Origin of the sequence: Mycobacterium colombiense (assembly GCF_003284975.1) — a bacterium.
GTDB classification, from domain to species: domain Bacteria; phylum Actinomycetota; class Actinomycetes; order Mycobacteriales; family Mycobacteriaceae; genus Mycobacterium; species Mycobacterium europaeum_A.
The window spans coordinates 1-20,071 of record NZ_QMEU01000012.1 but is presented as its reverse complement, the minus strand read 5'-3'; the positions used below and the strand labels follow the sequence as shown (position 1 = coordinate 20,071).

Sequence of the window (20,071 nt, the reverse complement as noted above, 5' to 3'; positions counted from 1 at the left end):
ATGTTGTTGAGACAATCTTAACCAGTACTTGGGGTATGCATCAAGGCCGGAAGGTTGCGTGAAAACCATTACTTTGGGCAATTCACAGGACATTAAGTTTGGATAACCCTGGACCAACGGGGTGGTCCTCTACTAGATTTCCGAACTGTTGCACTCATGTTGACTACGAGGTCATCGGAGTGGGCGAGCGTCAACCGTGTTGCGGCGGCGCTTCCCGGCCCAGTCGTCGCGGCCAACGATGAGCGGCAACCGAAGTTGCGGTCGGTCTTTGCCGACGCTGCTCCCGATCGCCGGGTGAAGCGCCGCGAAGTGGACCGCGCCGAGTGCCGGGGCTACCTCGAGCAGCAGCGGACCGGGCTACGGCCCGAACGCCTGCCCGAGCGGCCCCACTCAACCGGGGGGTTGAAAGGAACACCCTGTGGTTGGGGAGATGGATGGAGCTTGACGGCCGGACGCTTCCGCTCACTCGCGGACAGCTAGACCTATGGCTTGCGCAGCAGACGGGTCACTCCGACACGGAGTGGCAGCTGGGGCTGTTCGTGCGGATCAACGGCACGGTCCAGCGCGACGCCCTGCAGTGGGCGATCCGGCAAGCCGTGCATGAAGCGGAACCGACCAGGGTCGCCTTCGTCGAGGTCGACGGCGGGGTGTTCCAGCGCCCGATCGACGACCCGAACGTCGAGCTGACGTTCGACAACCTGAGCGACCTGCCCGAGCCCGTCGAAGAAGCCCGGCGCAGAGCGTTGGCCATCCAGCGAACACGCATGCCGCTCACCGGGCCGCTGTTCAAGTTCGTTCTCTTTCAGACCCGGCGCGACGAGTACTTCTTGTTCGCCTGCTGCCACCACATCGTGATCGACGGGACCGGCGTCGGGCTGGTCGGCCATCGGATCGCCTCCATCTACTCCGCGATCGTGTCCGCCGGACCCATCCCGACGGCGGTCTTCGGCTCCCTGCGCGAGCTGGTCGACTGCGAAGCTCGCTACGAGGCCTCCGCCGAGTACCGGGATGACGAGGCCTACTGGCTGGCGAACCTGCCGCCCGAACGCGACGGGCAACCCCGCATCCCCGACGGCGCGGGGGAGCGTAACCCGTGGCCGTCGGCTCCGGTGGCGCTGGACCCCGCGGTGGTGCGCCGGGTGCACCGGTTCTGCGACGTGTGGGGCGTATCCCAGACGTCGGTCATCACCGCGGCCTGTGCCCTGTTGGTCCGCGGCTGGTCCCCCGACGGCCCGGAGGTGGTGCTCGATTTCCCGGTCAGCCGCCGCGTGCGCCCGGAGTTGAAGACGCTGCCCGGCATGGTTGCCGGCGTGGTGCCGCTGGTGCTCACCGCCGCACCGGCATCGACGGTCGCCGAATTCTGCAAGCACGTCGAGGCGCGCATCGACGCGGCGGTAGTGCACCAGCGATTCCCGGTACACGCGCTCGAGCGCAAGGTCCGCGGCCTGACAAAGTCGCCGGAGCGGGTCAGCGTCAACTTCATCCCGTCGACGTTCACGTTGCCCTTCGGCGGTGTCACGGCCTCGGCCTCCTACACGAATTCCGGTCAGGCGGACGGCTTCGGCCTCATCTTCACCAGTGACGGCGACGAACTCTTCCTCAGCACCGCGGGCAGGTGGGCACCCTGGTCCGGCTTCGACGCCCCCGACCTCGCCGCACTACTGCAACGGCTACTGGTCGCGATGACGGCCGACCCGACCCGGCCGCTGCTGGCGCTGGATGTGCTCGACACCGCCGAGTACGCCCGGCTGGCCGCGTGGGGCAACGAGGCCGTGCTGGCCGACCCGGTGGTGCCGGTGTCGGTGGTGGGGTTGTTCGCCGCGCAGGTGGCGCGGACTCCGGACGCGGTGGCGGTGACGTTTGAGGACCGGTCCATGTCCTATCGGGAGCTTGACGAGGCGGCCAATCGGTTGGCGCATCTGCTGGTCGAGTCCGGTGCGGGCCCGGGTGGGGTTGTGGCGCTGCTGTTGTCGCGCTCGGCCGAGGCGATCGTGGCGATCGTGGCGGTGCTCAAGTCCGGGGCGGCGTATCTGCCGATCGACCCGGCGCTGCCGGGCGCGCGGGTGGAGTTCATGCTGGCCGATGCCGCCCCGAGGGTGGCGGTAACCAGCGCGGAGCTGGCCGACACGTTCGATGGCTTCGACCTGATCGTGATCGACGTGGCCGACCCGGCGGTCGCGGCCCGGCCGGGCACCCCGCCGCCGGCGCCGGCGCCGGTTGATGTGGCGCATGTGATGTATACGTCGGGGACCACGGGTGTGCCCAAAGGTGTTGCGGTGACCCATCACAACGTTGCGCAGCTCTTCGATGACCTGCGGCTCGGGTTCGCCTTGTCGGCCGGGCAGGTGTGGACGCAGGTTCACTCGTATGCCTTTGATTTCTCGGTGTGGGAGATCTGGGGGGCGCTGCTGCACGGCGGGCGCCTCGTCGTGGTCCCCGGCGCGGTGGCCCGCTCGCCCGAGGAGTTCCACGCCCTGTTGGTGGGTGAGGGTGTGACGGTGTTGACCCAGACGCCGTCGGCGGCCGGGATGCTGTCGGCCCAGGGCTTGGGTTGCACGGCGTTGGTGGTCGGTGCCGAGCCGTGTCCGCCGGAGTTGGTGGAGCGGTGGGCGCCGGGGCGGGTGATGGTCAACGTGTATGGGCCCACCGAAACGACCATGTGGGCGTGCAAGAGCGCCCCGTTGCAGGCGGGGTCGGGGGTGGCGCCGATCGGCTCACCGGTGACCCGTGCGGCGTTTTTCGTGCTCGACGAATGGCTGCGCCCGGTGCCCGCGGGTGTGGTGGGGGAGTTGTATGTGGCCGGGGCGGGGGTGGGTGTCGGGTATTGGCGCCGTCCTGGGCTGACCGCGTCGCGGTTTGTGGCGTGCCCGTTCGGTGTGATGGGCCAGCGCATGTATCGCACCGGGGATCTGGTGTGCTGGGGTCCCGATGGGCAGTTGCGGTATCTGGGGCGTGCCGATGAGCAGGTCAAGGTGCGTGGGTATCGCATCGAGTTGGGCGAGATCCGCACCGCTCTCGCCGATTTGGACGGCGTTGAACAGGCGGCGGTGCTGGTTCGTGAAGACCAGGCCGGCCAGAGGCGTCTGGTCGGCTATGTGACCGGAGCCGCTGACCCCGCCGATATTCGGGCCCGGTTGGGTCAGCGGCTCCCTGCCTATATGGTGCCCGCGGCGGTGGTGGTGCTCGAGGCGTTGCCGTTGACACTCAACGGCAAACTCGACACCCGCGCGTTGCCCGCCCCGGATTACCAGGGCGATGACTACCGCGCGCCGCGGACCGTCCTCGAGGAGATCCTGGCCGGCATCTACGCCCAGATCCTGGGTGTCGAACGCGTCGGGATCGACGACTCCTTCTTTCTCCTCGGCGGCGACTCACTATCGGCGATGCGGCTCGTCTCGGCCGTCAACGCCGAACTCGACGCCGGCCTCAACGTCCGATCCCTGTTCGAAGCACCCACCGTCGCACAACTTGCCCCCCACGTGCAGGCCGGCGCCGGTCGCACCGACCGCTTGGCGCCCGCCGAACGGCCGGCGCTGGTGCCCTTGTCGTTCGCCCAGTCGCGCTTGTGGTTCATCGACCAGTTCCAGGGCCCGTCGCCGGTGTACAACATGGCGGTCGCCTTGAAGCTGAGCGGGCCGGTGGATGCTGAGGTGATGGGGGCGGCCCTGGCCGACGTGGTGGGCCGCCACGAAAGCCTGCGGACCCTGTTCCTCGCGCCCGAAGGCACGCCGCAACAGGTGGTCGTTCCGCCCGAGCGCAGCGAGGTCGGCTGGCAGGTCGTCGACGCCACCCGGTGGCCGGCCTCCTGGCTGGCGGAGGCCACCCACGAGGCCGCGCGCTACACCTTCGATCTAACCGACGAATTGCCCTTGCGGGCATGGCTTTTCCACACCGGCGACGATGAGCACGTCCTGGTGGCGGTGGCCCACCACATCGCCGCGGACGGGTGGTCGCTGACCCCGCTGGTGCGCGACCTCGGGACGGCCTATGCCAGCCGCCGCGCCGGCCGGGTGCCGGACTGGGCGCCGCTGCCGGTGCAATACGTGGACTACACGCTGTGGCAGCGTGCGCAATTCGGCGACCTCGACGACCCGGACAGCCCCATCGCCAGGCAGCTCGCCTACTGGGAACAAGCCCTGGCCGGGTTACCGGAACGCGTCGAGTTGCCCACCGACCGGCCGTATCCCCTGGTGGCCGATTACCGCGGGGCCAGCGTGGCCGTGCAGTGGCCGGCCGACCTTCAGCAACATATCGCCGACCTGGCGCGAGGCCACCACGTGACCAGTTTCATGGTTGTGCAGGCCGGCCTTGCCGTGCTGCTGTCCAGCCTGAGCGCGAGTTCCGATGTCGCCGTGGGCTTTCCGATCGCCGGACGCGCCGATCCCGCGCTCGACGACGTGGTGGGCTTCTTCGTCAACACCCTGGTGCTGCGCGTGGACCTCGGCGGCGATCCCAGCGTCGCCGAACTGCTGGCCCGGGTTCGGCAACGCAGCCTGGCGGCCTACGAACACCAGGACGTGCCCTTCGAAGTGCTCGTCGAACGGCTCAACCCCACCCGGGACCTCGCCCACCACCCGCTGGTCCAGGTGATGTTGGCCTGGCAGAACAACCAGCCCGTCGACCTGAATCTGGGCGATATACAGGTCACGCCGCTGGCCCTGGAGACCCAGGTCGCCCGGATGGATCTGGTCTTCTCGCTCGCCGAACATTGGGGAGAAGACGGCTGGCCCGCCGGCATCACCGGACGGGTGGAGTTCCGCACCGACGTCTTCGACGCGCCCAGCATCGAGACGATGATCGCCCGGCTGCGGCAAGTGCTTTCGGCCATGACCGCCGATCCCGACCGGGCGCTGTCGACGATCGGCGTCCTCGCCGAATCGGAGCGCGACCGCCTCGATGCGATCAACAACCGCGCGGTGTTGACCCAGCCGGTGACCGGTCCGGTGTCCATCCCGGCACTCTTCGACGAACAGGTGACTCACGCGCCCGCGGCGGCGGCGATCACCTGCGGCCGGTGGTCGTGGACCTACCGCGAGGTCGACGCGTCGGCTAACCAGTTGGCGCGCATACTGATCGGCCGCGGCGCGGGCCCCGGCCAGCGGGTCGCGGTGGCGATGCCCCGGTCGGCCGGGGCGATCGTGGCGATCCTCGCGGTCCTCAAGACCGGGGCGGCGTATGTGCCGATCGACTCGGCGCTACCGTCGGCCCGCATCGAATTCATGCTCACCGATGCCGCACCGATCGCGACGATCAGCACTGCCGAGATCCGCGCCGATCTGCCCCGGTGCGGACCGGTCATCGACATCGACGACCCCGCCGTGCGCGTCCAACCCACCACGGGATTGCCTGCGCCGGCGGCGGACAACATCGCGTACGTCATCTACACCTCGGGAACCACGGGCGCCCCCAAGGGTGTCGCGGTCACCCACCACAACGTCACCCAACTGTTGCTGTCGCTGGATCCCGAACTGGGCCTGGGGCGGGTATGGAGCCACTGTCATTCCCTGGCCTTTGATTTTTCCGTGTGGGAACTTTTCGGCCCGCTGCTGCGCGGCGGACGCCTCGTCGTCGTGCCCGATCAGGTGGTCAGGTCTCCGGAAGACCTGCGCGACTTGCTGATTGCCGAAGGTGTTGAGGTGTTGAGCCAGACCCCGTCGGCGGTGGCGGCGCTGGCGACCGACGGCCTGGAATCGGTGGCGCTGATCGTCGGCGGCGAACCGTGCCCCGTCGAGGTGATGGATCGGTGGGCGCCCGGACGGGTGATGATCAACCAATACGGCCCGACGGAGACCACCATGTATGCGGCGATGACCGCGCCGCTGACGGCTGATCTCGACGTGGTGCCGATCGGTTCGCCGGTGCCCGGCGCCGCGCTGTTCGCACTGGACCACCGGTTGCGCCCGGTGCCGCCCGGTGTGGTGGGGGAGTTGTACATCGCGGGCCGTGGGGTGGCCGCCGGTTATCTGGGCCGCGCCGGTTTGACGGCATCGCGGTTCGTGGCATGCCCGTTCGGTGGGCCCGGCGCGCGCATGTATCGCACCGGTGACCTGGTGCGGTGGGGCGCCGACGAGCAGCTCGAATACCTCGGGCGCGCCGACGAACAAGTCAAGATCCGTGGCTACCGCATCGAGCTCGGTGAAATACAGTCCGCGCTCACCGAATTGGACGGCGTCGAGCAGGCCGCGGTGATCGCCCGCGAAGACCACTCCGCGACCGTGCGGCTGGTGGGGTACGTCACCGGGACGGCGGACCCGGCCGAAGTGCGATCGCGGCTCGCCGAGCGGTTGCCGGCCTACATGGTGCCGGCTGCCGTCGTGACGCTCGACGCGCTGCCGCTGACCGTCAACGGCAAACTCGATACCCGCGCCTTGCCCGCCCCGGATTACGGCTCGAAGGCCTACCGCGCCCCCGCCGACGCGATCGAGGAGATCCTGGCCGGCATCTACGCCCAGGCCCTCGGGCTCGAGCGAGTCGGCGTGGACGATTCGTTCTTCGACCTGGGCGGCGACAGCATCCTGTCGATGCAGGTGGTCGCCCGGGCCCGCGCCGCCGGCGTAATGTGCCGGCCGCGTGACGTTTTCGTCGAACAGACGGTGGCCCGGCTGGCGCGGGTCGTCACGCTGGTCTCCGCCGAAAATGACGCGGCCGACGACGGGACCGGACCGGTGGTGGCCACCCCGATCATGCGGTGGTTGCAGAACATGGACGGCCCCATCGAGCAGTTCAACCAGACGATGGTGCTGGCGGCACCGGCGGGCGTTGGTCAGGCCGACGTACCGGTGGTACTGCAGGCACTGCTGGACCGGCACCCCATGCTGCGGCTCTGCGTCAACGACGACGGGGCGGGCGACTGGTCCCTGCAGGTGCCCGAGGTGGGTGCGGTGGACGCCCGCGCCTGCTTGCGGACCGTGGACGTGCTCTCCGATGCGGCGTTCAGCCAAGCGCGGGCGCGACTGAACCCCGGCGCCGGCGTGCTGCTGAGCGCGGTATGGGCCTGCGCGACAAACCAATTGGCATTGATCGTTCATCACCTGGCCGTCGACGCCGTGTCCTGGCGGACGCTGATCGAGGACATCAACGTCGCCTGGGCGCAGCACCACAGCGGCCACCCGATCGAACTGCCCGCAGGCGGGACCTCGTTCGCCCGGTGGTCGTCGCTGCTGGCCGACTACGCCCGCAGCGCGGCGGTGCTCGACCAGGCAGACGCGTGGCGGCGCATCGAGCAGACACCGACGCTGTTGCCGCCGGCGCGGCCCGAGGACACCTACGCGACCGCGGGGCAGTTGTCGGCGTCGCTGGACGTCGAGACGACCCGGTCGTTGCTGGGAGAGGTGCCCGCGGCGTTCCACGCCGGGGTGCAGGACATCCTGCTGATCGCCTTCGCGATGGCGATCACCGAATTCTCCGGCACGGTGAACCCCATCGGCATCGACGTCGAGGGCCACGGGCGCGGTGAAGAGCTGGGCCCGAACGTCGATCTCTCCCGCACCGTGGGCTGGTTCACCGCCAAACACCCGGTCGCCCTGGACATCCCCGGCCTGGACTGGGGACGAGTGAGGGTCGGTGACGCCGCGCTGAGCGCGGTGATCAAGGACGCCAAGGAGCAACTGCGCGCCCTGCCGAACGGTATGACCTACGGGCTGTTGCGCTACCTGAATCCCGAAGTGGCACTGGCTGGTTTGGATCCGGGCATCGGGTTCAACTATCTGGGTCGCGTCGGCGGTGGAACCGCCGGGTTGTCCGACGAATGGTGGCGCCCGAGCCCGAACAGTCCATCGTTGAGTGCGGCGGCAGCGGCGCTGGCGCTGCCGCTGCCGCACACGCTGGAGCTCAATGCGGGCACCATGGATACCGACGACGGCCCCCAGTTGCAGGCGAACTGGACGTGGGCACCCTCGGCGCTGACCCGTGGCGAGGCAAAGCGGCTGAGCCGGTTGTGGTTTGAGGCACTGGTCGGCATCTGCGCCCTGGTCCGGCGCGGTGGCGGCGGCTTGACCCCGTCGGACATCGCCCTCGCCAGGCTCAGCCAGCAGCAGATCGACCAACTCGAACGGCAATACGACGTCGCCGACATCCTGCCGCTGACCCCGCTGCAGCAGGGACTGCTGTTCCATGCGACCGCCGGCCGGGGCGACGCCGACGTGTATGCCGTCCAGCTGAACATCACGCTGCGCGGCGCCCTCGATGCGCACCGACTGCAGCGTGCCCTGCATACCGTCGTCACCCGCCACCCCAACCTGGCCGCCCGATTCCGTTCGGACTTCGGCGATCCCGTGCAGATCATCCCCGCCGCTCCCGACCTCGCCTATCAGCATGTCGAGATCCGCGACGGCGACGTCGAGGAACAGGTGCAGCGGCTTTGCACCGCCGAGCGGGTCGCGGCGCGAAAGCTCGGTGAGGATCCACCGTTGCGGGCCGCGCTGATCCGCACCGCGGATCACGAACACCGGTTCCTCCTCACCGTCCACCACATCGTGATGGACGGCTGGTCGCTTCCGATCCTGCTGCAAGAGATCTTCGCCTGCTACTACGGCTCGCGATTGCCGACGGTGCTGCCGTACCGCGAGTTCCTCACCTGGCTAGCCGATCGGGACGTCGCCGCCGCCCGCCAGGCGTGGTGCGCTGCGCTCGACGGTTTCGACACCCCCACCCTGGTGGGCACGGCGGGCCGCATCGAGCTGGGCCCGCGCGCCGTGGCGACCCTGCGGCTGACGGCCGAAACCACCAGTGCGCTGGGCGAACTCGCGCGCTCCTGTCGCACCACCGTGTACACCGTGCTGCAGGCGGCGTGGGCGCAGCTGCTCATGTGGCAGACCGGTCAACGCGACGTCGTCTTCGGCACCGCCGTCTCGGGCCGCCCGGCCGATCTGCCCGGCGCGGAATCCATGGTGGGCCTGCTGATCAACACCGTGCCGGTGCGCGCGCGAGTCACCGCGGCGACCACGGTCGCCGACTTGCTGGGCCAGCTGCAACGCGCCCACAACGACACCCTCGAGCACCAGCACCTGGCGCTCAACGAGATTCACCGCATCACCGGACACGACCAGCTGTTCGACAGCTTGCTCGTATACGAGAACTATCCGGTCGACGCCACGACGTTGTCGGCCGCCCACGACGTGACCGCCACCGAATTCACCAGCCACGAATACAACCATTACCCGCTGTCGCTGCAGGCCGTGCCCGGTGAAGAGCTGCGCCTGCGGGTCGAATTCGATACCGACGTGTTCGACCCGGCCCGCATCGACACGCTGACCACGCGGTTACACCGGCTGCTGGTCGCCATGGCCGCCGATCCGGCCCGGCCGTTGCTGTCCGTGGACGCGCTCGACGGCGGGGAACACGCGCGGCTTGCCGACTGGGGGAACCGGGCGGCGTTGACCGGGGGCGCGGCCGCACCGCTGTCACTGCCCGCGCTGTTCGCGACCCAGGTGACCCGCAGCCCCGACGCAGTCGCGGTGACCTTCGAGGGCCGCACGATCACCTATCGCGCGCTCGACGAGGCGTCGAACCGCTTGGCGCACCTGCTGGTCGACCACGGCATCGGGCCGGGACATGTTGTGGCGCTGCTGTTTTCCCGATCGGCCGAGGCGATCGTGGCCATCCTGGCGGCCCTGAAGGCCGGGGCGGCGTACCTGCCCATCGACCCGGCGCTCCCACCGGCCCGGATCGAATTCATGATCGATGACACCGCACCGACCGTCGCACTCAGCACGACGGGCCTGTGCTCGCGCCTGGCCGGGTCCGGACTGCCGGTCATCGACATCGACGCCGCCGCGGTCCACGATCACTCCAGCACCGCGTTGCCGGCGCCGGCACCCGACAACGTCGCCTACATCATCTACACCTCGGGCACCACCGGCGTCCCGAAAGGCGTTGCCGTCACTCATCGCAACGTCGCCCAACTCCTGGAATCGCTGCACGCCGCGCTGCCCGAAGCCGGCGTGTGGTCGCAGTGCCATTCCTACGGCTTCGACGTGTCGATCCAGGAAATCTGGGGCGCCCTGGCCGGCGGCGGCCGCCTGGTGATCGTGCCCGAGCAGGTGACGCGCTCCCCGGACGAACTGCACGCCGTGCTGATCGCCGAAAGCGTCACCGTGCTCAGCCAAACCCCATCGGCGCTGGCGGCGCTGTCACCGCAAGGTCTGCATACCGCGCTGATCATCGGCGGCGAACCTTGCCCGGCCGCATTGGCCGACCCGTGGGCCCCGGGCCGGGTGATGATCAACGCCTACGGGCCCACCGAAACCACGGTGGATGTGGTCCTCAGTGCGCCGCTGGCCGCGGACACCGGAGCGCCACCGCTCGGCTCGCCGGTGGCCGGGGCCGCGCTGTTCGTGCTGGACGCGTGGCTGCGGCCAGCGCCCGCCGGCGTGGTCGGCGAGCTGTACGTGGCCGGCGCCGGGGTGGCCGTCGGCTATCCGCGGCGCGCCGGTCTGACCGCATCCCGGTTCGTGGCCTGCCCGTTCGGCGGGACCGGGACGCGCATGTATCGCACCGGGGATCTGGTGCGTTGGGGCCCGGACGGTCAGCTGCACTACGCCGGGCGCGCCGACGAGCAGGTCAAGATCCGTGGCCACCGCATCGAGCTCGGTGAAATAACAAGCGCCCTCGCCGAATTGGACGGGCTGAAGCAGGCGGCGGTGATCGCCCGTGAGGACCGGCTGGGCGAGAAGCGGCTCGTCGCCTACCACACCGGCACCGCCGACCCGGTCGAGATCCGCGCCCAGCTGGCCGCGCGGCTGCCCGCCTACATGGTCCCGTCCGCAGTGGTGGCCATCGAGGCGATGCCGTTGACGCCCAACGGCAAAATCGACGCCCGCGCCCTCCCGGCACCCGATTACGCCGCCGGTGAGTATCGGGCCCCGGCCACCCCGGTCGAGGAAATCCTGGCCAACATCTACGCCCGGGTGCTGGGGCTCGAGCGGGTCGGGGTGGACGATTCGTTCTTCGATCTGGGCGGCGACTCGCTGTCGGCGATGCGGGCGATCGCCACGATCAACACCACCCTCGACGCCGGCATCGGGGTGCGGATGTTGTTCGAGGCGCCCACCGTTGGCGAGTTGGCCGCACGCGTCGGCGCGGGCGGCGGCAGGCTCGACGGGCTCGTGGCGCACCAACGGCCGGCGGTGCTGCCGTTGTCGTTCGCCCAGTCGCGGTTGTGGTTCATCGACCAGCTGCACGGCCCCTCACCGGTTTACAACATGGCCGCGGCGCTGCGGCTGAGCGGACGCCTGGATGCCACCGCGCTCGCGGCGGCATTGCGCGACGTGGTGGCACGCCACGAGAGCCTGCGCACGGTGTTCGCCGCCATCGAGGGCATACCGCAGCAGGTGGTGTTGCCCCCCGAGCGCGCCGACCTCCCATGGCAGGACGTCGACGCCACGGGCTGGTCACCTGCCCGCCTGGAGGACGCCATCCGCGACACGGCGCGGCACACGTTCGACCTGGCAATCGAGATCCCGCTGTGCGCCAAGCTTTTCCGCCTCGAGGATGAGGAGCACGTGCTGGTGGCCGTGGTGCACCACATCGCCGCGGACGGGGGTTCGCTGCCGCCGCTGGTGCGCGATCTGGCGCTGTCCTACGCCAGCCGTGCGGCCGGACAGGCCCCGGACTGGGGGCCGTTGCCGGTGCAGTATGCCGACTACACGCTGTGGCAGCGCGCGCGGTTCGGCGATCTGGAAGATCCGGACAGCCCGATCGCCAAGCAACTGGCGTATTGGGAACGGGCGCTGGCCGGGCTGCCCGAGCGGCTGGAGCTGCCCACCGATCGGCCCTATCCGGCGGTCGCCGACTACCGCGGGGCCAGCGTGGCGGTGGACTGGCCGGCGGAGTTGCAGCAGCGCATTCGCGCCCTGGCCGACGCGCACAACGCGACGAGCTTCATGGTGGTGCAGGCCGCCCTGGCGGTGTTGCTGGCCAAGGTCAGCGCGAGTTCGGATGTGGCGGTAGGCTTTCCGATCGCCGGGCGGCGCGATCCGGCCCTGGACGACGTGGTGGGCTTTTTCGTCAACACCCTGGTGCTACGGGTCGACGTCGGTGCGGACCCGACCATCGCCGAACTACTCGCCCAGGTTCGCCGGCGCAGCCTGGCCGCCTACGAGCACCAGGACGTGCCCTTCGAGGCGCTGGTCGAGCGGCTCAACCCGACCCGCAGCCTCGCGCATCATCCGCTGGTGCAGGTCATGCTGGCCTGGCAGAACCACGAGCCGACCGACCTGAGCCTCGGCGACCTGCGGGTCACCCCGCTGCCGGTCGACACCCGCACCGCCCGAACCGACTTGGCGTGGTCGCTGGCCGAACGCTGGACCTCCGACGGCCGGCCCGCCGGGATCGGCGGCGCGGTGGAATTTCGCGCCGACGTGTTCGACACCGACACCGTGCAAACGCTGATCGAGCGCTTGCGGCGGGTCTTGGCGGCGATGACGGCCGACCCCGCCCGGCGACTGTCGTCGATCGATCTGCTCGACGGCGACGAGCACGCGCGCCTTCACGCCATCGGTAACCGCGCGGCGCTGACGCGGCAGGCCGGCGGGCCGTCCTCGATTCCGGCGCTGTTCGCCGATCAGGTGGCCCGCGACCCGATGGCGGTGGCGCTGACGTGTGGCGGCCTGTCGATGACCTATCGCGAGCTCGACGCGGCCGCGAACCGGTTGGCGCACCGGCTCATTGACGAAGGATGCGGGTCCGGGCAATGCGTGGCGGTCCTGATGGAGCGCTCGGCGCACGCCGTCGTCGCCATCCTCGCGGTGCTCAAGACCGGCGCAGCCTACCTGCCGATCGACCCCGCCGTGCCGCAACAGCGCATCGGATTCATGCTCACCGACGCCGCGCCCGTCGCCGCCATCACCACGACGAACCTGCGGTCGCGGCTCGACGGATGCGGCGTCGCGATCATCGACGTCGACGGGCCCGCCGTGCACACCGGGCCCGGCAGCGCCTTGACCGCGCCCGAACCCGCCGACATCGCCTACCTCATCTACACCTCCGGCACCACCGGGGCCCCGAAGGGCGTCGCAGTCACCCACGGCAACGTCACCGAACTGCTGGCCTCGATGAACGGCCGGCTGACGTCGCCGACCGGGGTGTGGAGCCAGTGCCATTCGCTGGCCTTCGACTTCTCCGTGTGGGAGATCTTCGGGGCGCTGCTCTCGGGCGGACGATTGCTGATCGTCCCCGACGACGTCGTGCGCTCACCGGAGGACCTGCGCGCCTTGCTGATTGACGAAGACGTCAGCGTGCTGAGCCAGACCCCGTCGGCCTTCTTCGCGCTACAGGGCGCCGACGCGTCGCGGTCGGCGCATCAGTTCACCCCGCGGACCGTGGTGTTCGGCGGCGAAGCGCTGCTTCCCCAGCGGCTGGGCAAGTGGTTGCATAACCATCCGCGCCGCCCGGGGCTGATCAACATGTACGGGATCACCGAGACGACGGTGCACGCCTCCTTCCGGGAGATCTGCGACGCGGACATCGACGGTCACGTCAGTCCCATCGGAAAACCGTTGGCGCACCTGGCGTTTTTCGTCCTGGATCCGTGGCTGCGCTCGGTGCCCGCCGGTGTGCCCGGCGAGCTGTACGTGGCCGGGTCCGGAGTGGCCGCCGGTTACCTGGGCCGGGCCGGATTGACGGCGTCGCGGTTCGTGGCCTGCCCGTTCGGTGGGACCGGGACGCGCATGTATCGCACCGGGGACGTGGTGCGTTGGGGCCCGGACGGTCAGCTGCACTACCTCGGACGCGCCGACGAGCAGGTCAAGATCCGTGGCCACCGCATCGAGCTCGGCGAAATACACAGCGCCTTAGCCGAATTGGACGGGGTGAAGCAGGCGGCGGTGATCGCCCGTGAGGATCGGCCGGGCGAGAAGCGACTCGTCGGCTATCTCACCGGCACCGCCGATCCGGCCGAGGCCCGTGCCCGGCTGGCCGAGCGGTTACCGGCCTACATGGTGCCGGCCGCGGTGGTCGCCGTCGACGCAATACCGTTGACACCCAACGGCAAACTCGACGTCCGCGCCCTGCCGGCACCGGACTATCACGTCCGTGACCAATACAGCGCCCCGGCCACCGCCGTCGAGCAGACCATGGCCGACATCTACGCCCACGTGCTGGGCGTCGACCGCGTCGGGATCGACGACTCCTTTTTCGACCTCGGTGGCGACTCGCTATCGGCCATGCGGCTGGTGGCCGAAATCAACGCCGGTCTCGACGTCCACCTCGGCGTGCGGGCCCTGTTCGAAGCGCCCACCATTCGCCGCCTGGCGGGCCGCCTGGGCGCCGATGGGGGTGGGCGCCTGCCCCTGGTCGCCGCAGCGCGGCCGGCGGTGGTGCCGTTGTCGTTCGCCCAGTCGCGGTTGTGGTTCATCGGCCAATTGCATGGGCCCTCACCGGTGCACAACATGGCCATCGCCCTGCAACTGCACGGGCGCCTCGACGACGAGGCGTTCGGCGCCGCGCTGGCCGACGTCGTGGCCCGCCACGAAAGCCTGCGGACCCTGTTCCCGGCGCACGAGGGCATACCCCAGCAACTGGTGGTCGAGGCGGGGGAGGCCGACTTCGGATGGCAGATCAGCGATGCGCGTGGGTGGTCGGCCGCCCGGCTGGGCAAGGCCATCGACACCGTGGTGGGCCACCGCTTCGAGTTGGCCACCGAACTCCCGTTGCGGGCGCTGCTGTTTCGGGTGAACGACAACGAGTATCTGCTGGTGGCCGTCCTGCATCACATCGCCGCCGACGGGTGGTCGCTGACGCCGCTGGTGCGCGATCTGGGCGAGGCCTATGCCAGCCGGGTGGCCGGACAGGCCCCGGGCTGGGCGCCGCTGCCGGTGCAGTACGTCGACTACACGCTATGGCAGCGCGCGCAATTCGGCGAATTGCAGGACCCGCACAGCCTGATCGCCGGGCAGTTGCGTTATTGGGAACACACCCTGGCCGGAATGCCCGAGCGGCTGGAACTGCCGACCGATCGGCCCTACCCGATGGTGGCCGACTTCGGCGGGGCCAGCGTGGCGGTGGATTGGCCGGCGGAGTTGCAGCAGCGGGTACGGGCGGTGGCCAACACTCACAACGCGACGAGCTTCATGGTGGTGCAGGCCGCCCTGGCGGTGTTGCTGGCCAAGGTCAGCGCGAGTTCGGATGTGGCGGTGGGCTTTCCGATCGCCGGGCGGCGCGATCCGGCCCTGGACGACGTGGTGGGCTTTTTCGTCAACACCCTGGTGCTGCGGGTCGACCTAACCGGTGACCCCACCATCGCCGAGGTCTTGGCGCACGTGCGCGCGCGCAGCCTGGCCGCCTACGAACATCAGGACGTGCCCTTCGAGGTACTCGTGGAGCGGCTCAACCCGACCCGCAGCCTGGCTCATCATCCGCTGGTGCAGGTCATGCTGGCCTGGCAGAACACGGATGCCGCCGAACTGAGCCTCGGCGACGTGCGGGTCACCCCGGTCCCGGTAGAGACCCGCACCGCGCGAATGGATCTCGCGTGGTCGCTGGCCGAACGCTGGACTCGAGATGGCCAGCCCGCCGGGATCGGCGGCGCGGTGGAGTTCCGCACCGACGTGTTCGACACGGCCACCATCGAAGGCCTGGTGTGCCGGCTGCATCGGGTGCTGACGGCCATCACCGCCGACCCCGCCGCGCGGTTGTCTTCGATCGACGTGCTGGGCGCCGACGAGCACGCCCGCCTCGATGCGATCGGCAACCGGCCGGCGCTGACACGCGAGGCGCACCCACCCGCGTCGATCCCGGAGGTGTTCGCCGAGCACGTCGCGCGCGCTCCCGAGGCGGTGGCCGTCACCGACGGAGCGTGTTCGTGGAACTACCGTGAACTCGACGAGTCCGCGAACCGGTTGGCGCACTTGCTCATTCACCACGGCGCGGGCCCGGGCCGGTGCGTGGCGCTGCTCGTCGAACGCTCCGCCCGGGCCGTCGCCGCGATCCTGGCCGTGCTCAAGACGGGCGCCGCGTACATGCCGATCGACCCGGCCCTGCCGGCGGCCCGGATCGACTTCATGCTCACCGATGCCGAGCCGACGGTCGTGCTCACCACCGCCGAGTATCGTTCGCACGCAGCAGATCTCGGCCCGCTGGTCATCGAGATCGACGACCCAAAGATCCAGCACCAGCCAGCGACGCCGCTGCCCGTGCCGGCGCCGCAGGCCATCGCCTACACGATTTACACCTCGGGCACCACCGGTGTCCCCAAGGGGGTGGCCGTGACCCACGGCAACGCCACCCAACTGTTCGCCTCGCTGGGCGCCGCCGGCCTGCCCGCGGCGCCGGGGAAGGTGTGGAGCCAATGCCACTCGCTGGCTTTCGACTTCTCGGTGTGGGAGATCTTCGGTGCGCTGCTGCACGGCGGACGGGTGCTGGTGGTGCCCGACGAGGTGGTGCGCTCGCCGAAAGACCTGCACGCCTTGCTCGTGGCCGAACGCGTCGACATGCTGACCCAAACGCCGTCCGAGGTGGGGATGCTCGCCACGGAGGGGCTGGACTCGACGGTGCTGGCCGTCGCGGGCGAAGCCTGCCCCGTCGAAGTGGTGGACCGCTGGGCGGCCGGACGCGTGATGGTCAACGTCTACGGCCCCACCGAGATCACGATCGTCGCGGCCGTCAGCGCCCCGCTCACCCCGGGACCCGAGGCGCCGCCGATCGGTTCGCCGGTGTCGGGCGCCGCGTTGTTCGTGCTCGACGGGTGCCTGCGGCCGGTGCCCGCGGGTGTGGTCGGCGAGTTGTATGTGGCCGGTGCCGGCGTGTCGACCGGCTACCTGGGCCGGGCCGGCCTGACCGCGTCGCGGTTCGTGGCCTGCGCGTTCGGCGGGACCGGGGCGCGCATGTATCGCACCGGGGACCTGGCCTGGTGGGGCCCCGACGGGCAGCTCCGCTATGTCGGGCGCGCCGACGAGCAGGTCAAGATCCGCGGCTACCGCATCGAACTCGGCGAGATCCAGGCCGCGCTGGCCGGGCTGGCCGGCGTGGAGCGGGCGCTGGTGATCGTCCGCGAGGACCGCCCGGGCGACAAGCGGCTGGTGGGATACGTCACCGGCACGGCCAACCCGGCAGAGATCCGCACGGTGCTGGCCGAGCGCCTGCCCGCCTACATGGTGCCGTCCGCGGTGGTGGTGTTGCCGGCACTCCCGTTGACACCGAGCGGCAAGCTCGACACCCGCTCGCTGCCGGCGCCCGACTACGGCACCGACGACTACCTGGCCCCGGCCACCGCCGTGGAGGAGATCCTGGCCTGGCTGTACGCCCAGGTGCTCGGCCTGGAACGGGTCGGGGTCTCCGAATCGTTCTTCGACCTGGGCGGGGATTCGCTGTCGGCCATGCGCCTGGTCGCCGCGATCTACAACGCCCTCGATGTCCACCTGCCGGTACGGGCAGTCTTCGAGGCGCCGTCGGTGCGCGCCCTGAGCCAGCAGCTCAACGCCGAACACGGTGCCGCAGAAGGCCTTCGGGCCGACTTCGCGTCCGTGCACGGCCGCGACGCGACCGAGGTGTACGCCAGCGACCTGACGCTGGACAAGTTCATCGACGCCCCGACGCTGTCGACCGCGCCGGCGCTGCCGGCCCCGCGCGGCGACGTGCGTACGGTCCTGCTGACCGGGGCCACCGGCTTCCTCGGCCGTTACCTGGTGCTGCAGTGGCTCGAACGGCTGGAACTGGCGGACGGAAAGCTGATCTGCCTGGTGCGGGCCACCTCCGACGAGGATGCGCGCCGCCGGCTCGAAAAGACCTTCGACAGCGGCGATCCGGCGCTGCTGCGGTATTTCCACGAACTCGCCGACGACCATCTCGAGGTGATCGCCGGTGACAAGGGTCGCGCGAACCTCGGCGTGGACGAACGGACCTGGCAGCGACTGGCCGACACCGTCGATCTGATCGTGGACTGCGCGGCCGTAGTCAACGGCGTGCTGCCCTACAGCGAGCTGTTCGCCCCCAACGTCGCGGGCACCGCCGAGCTGATCCGGCTGGCGGTCACCACCAAACTCAAGCCATACACCTACGTGTCGACGGCCAACGTCGGTGACCAGATAGAGCCGGCGGCGTTCACCGAGGACGCCGACGTCCGGACGGCCGGCCCGATTCGCACCGTCGACGGCAGCTACGGCAACGGCTACGGCAACAGCAAGTGGGCGGGCGAGGTGCTGCTGCGCGAGGCTAACGACCTGTGCGGGCTGCCGGTTTCGGTGTTCCGCTGCGACATGATCCTGGCCGACACCACCTATCGGGGCCAGCTGAACTTGTCGGACATGTTCACCCGGATGGTGCACAGCGTGGTGGCGAGCGGCGTCGCGCCGCGCTCGTTCTATGCGCTTGACGCGCGCGGCAACCGGCAACGCGCGCACTTCGACGCGCTGCCGGTTGAGTTTGTCGCCGAGGCGATCGCCACGCTGGGCGCCCAGGTGATGGACGGGTTCGAGACCTACCACGTGATGAACCCGCACGACGACGGCATCGGCCTCGACGAGTACGTCGACTGGCTCATCGAGGCCGGTTACCCGATCGAGCGGGTCGACGACTTCACCGAATGGCTGCAGCGGATGGAGACCGCCCTGCACGCCCTGCCGGAGCGGCAGCGCCACCAGTCGGTGCTGCAACTGTTGCAGTTGCGCAACGCCTTGCACGTGCCGGCGGCGGATCCCGCCCGCGGGTGCCTGGGGCCGACCGAGCGTTTCCGCGCCGCGGTGCAGGAAGCCAAGATCGGTCCCGATAACGACATTCCGCAGATCAGCCCGTCCGTGATCGTCAAATACGTGACCGACCTGGAGCTGCTCGGTCTGCTCTGAAATCCGTTGGGTGATAGCGGTTTTCGTTGCCGCATTCAAACCCGTCGTCGCCGCGCCGTCGGCTGGCTACCATGACGGGAGAACGCGACGGTCCCGCCCGCACGGAGGAGTGCTCATCCGATGACAACAGCGCGCCTGCCTCAACTGCCACTCGACGAAGCCAAGGCCGCGGCCGACGAGGCGGCCGTCCCCAACTATATGGCCGAACTCAGCATCTTTCAGGTGCTGCTCAACCATCCGCCGCTGGCGCGCGGCATCAACGACCTGCTCGCCACCATGCTCTGGCACGGCGCCCTCGATTCGCGGTTGCGCGAGTTGGTGATCATGCGGATCGGCTGGCTCACCGGCTGCGATTACGAGTGGACCCAGCACTGGCGCGTCGCATCCCGGCTCGGCGTGCCGGCCGATGATCTGCTGGGTGTGCGGGATTGGCAGAACCACGCCGGGTTCGGGGTCGTCGAGCGGGCTGTGCTCGCCGCCACCGACGACGTGGTGCGCGACGGCGCGGTGAGCGCCGCGAACTGGGCGGCATGTGAGCGCGAATTCAGCGGTGACACAACGATTCTCGTCGAACTGGTCACGGTCATCGGGGCCTGGCGGATGGTCGCCTCGATCCTGCAGAGCCTGGAGGTGCCGCTGGAGGAGGGCGTGGCGAGCTGGCCGCCGGACGGCCGGTCCCCATCGGCTTAGGGGTGATCGCGAGCGCGGCGCGGCCGGGCGAAGCGGGTCGCCCCCATCGGCTTAGGGGTGATCGCGAGCGCGGCGCGCACCTGAGTTGCCCACGCCCCGTGGCCGATTGACTTCGCAATCGATAGATCTTAGCGTCGGGCAATGAGAACCAGGGTCGCCGAGATGCTCGGAGTCGAATTCGCGATCTGCGCCTTCAGCCACTGCCGTGACGTGGTGGCCGCGGTGACCAACGCGGGGGGCTTCGGCATCTTGGGCGCCACCGCACACAGCCCGCAGCGCCTACAGAGCGAGCTGGCCTGGATCGAGGAGCAGACCGGCGGCAAGCCCTACGGGGTCGACCTGTTGTTGCCGCCCAAATACGTCGGCGCCGAGCAGGGCGGCATCGACACCAGCCAGGCCCGCACCCTGCTGCCCGACGAGCACCGCGCCTTCGTCGACGACCTGCTGGCCCGCTACGGGGTCACCGCGCCCGCCGCGGAACCGCGCGGCTCCCTCGGCGGCCTGAACATCTCGCCCAAGACCTACGAGCCGCTGCTCGACGTCGCCTTCTCCAACAACATCCGGCTGATCGCCAGCGCGCTCGGCCCGCCCCCGGCGGACCTCGT

Annotated in this window: 2 protein-coding genes and 1 pseudogene; all 3 read left to right on the top strand. The window is 69.7% G+C overall.

The window, feature by feature from the left end; all coding sequences use genetic code 11:
- Positions 1-464: 464 nt before the first annotated feature.
- Positions 465-18,776 (top strand): annotated as a pseudogene (locus DQP58_RS06810) (amino acid adenylation domain-containing protein); the annotation flags it as partial.
- A gap of 120 nt (positions 18,777-18,896) precedes the next feature.
- Positions 18,897-19,466: a carboxymuconolactone decarboxylase family protein gene (locus DQP58_RS06805; protein ID WP_112707709.1), complete on the top strand. Its 570-nt coding sequence runs from the start codon at positions 18,897-18,899 to the stop codon at positions 19,464-19,466.
- A gap of 141 nt (positions 19,467-19,607) precedes the next feature.
- Positions 19,608-20,071: nitronate monooxygenase (locus DQP58_RS06800; protein WP_205869359.1), on the top strand; the 464-nt coding region annotated here is incomplete at its 3' end.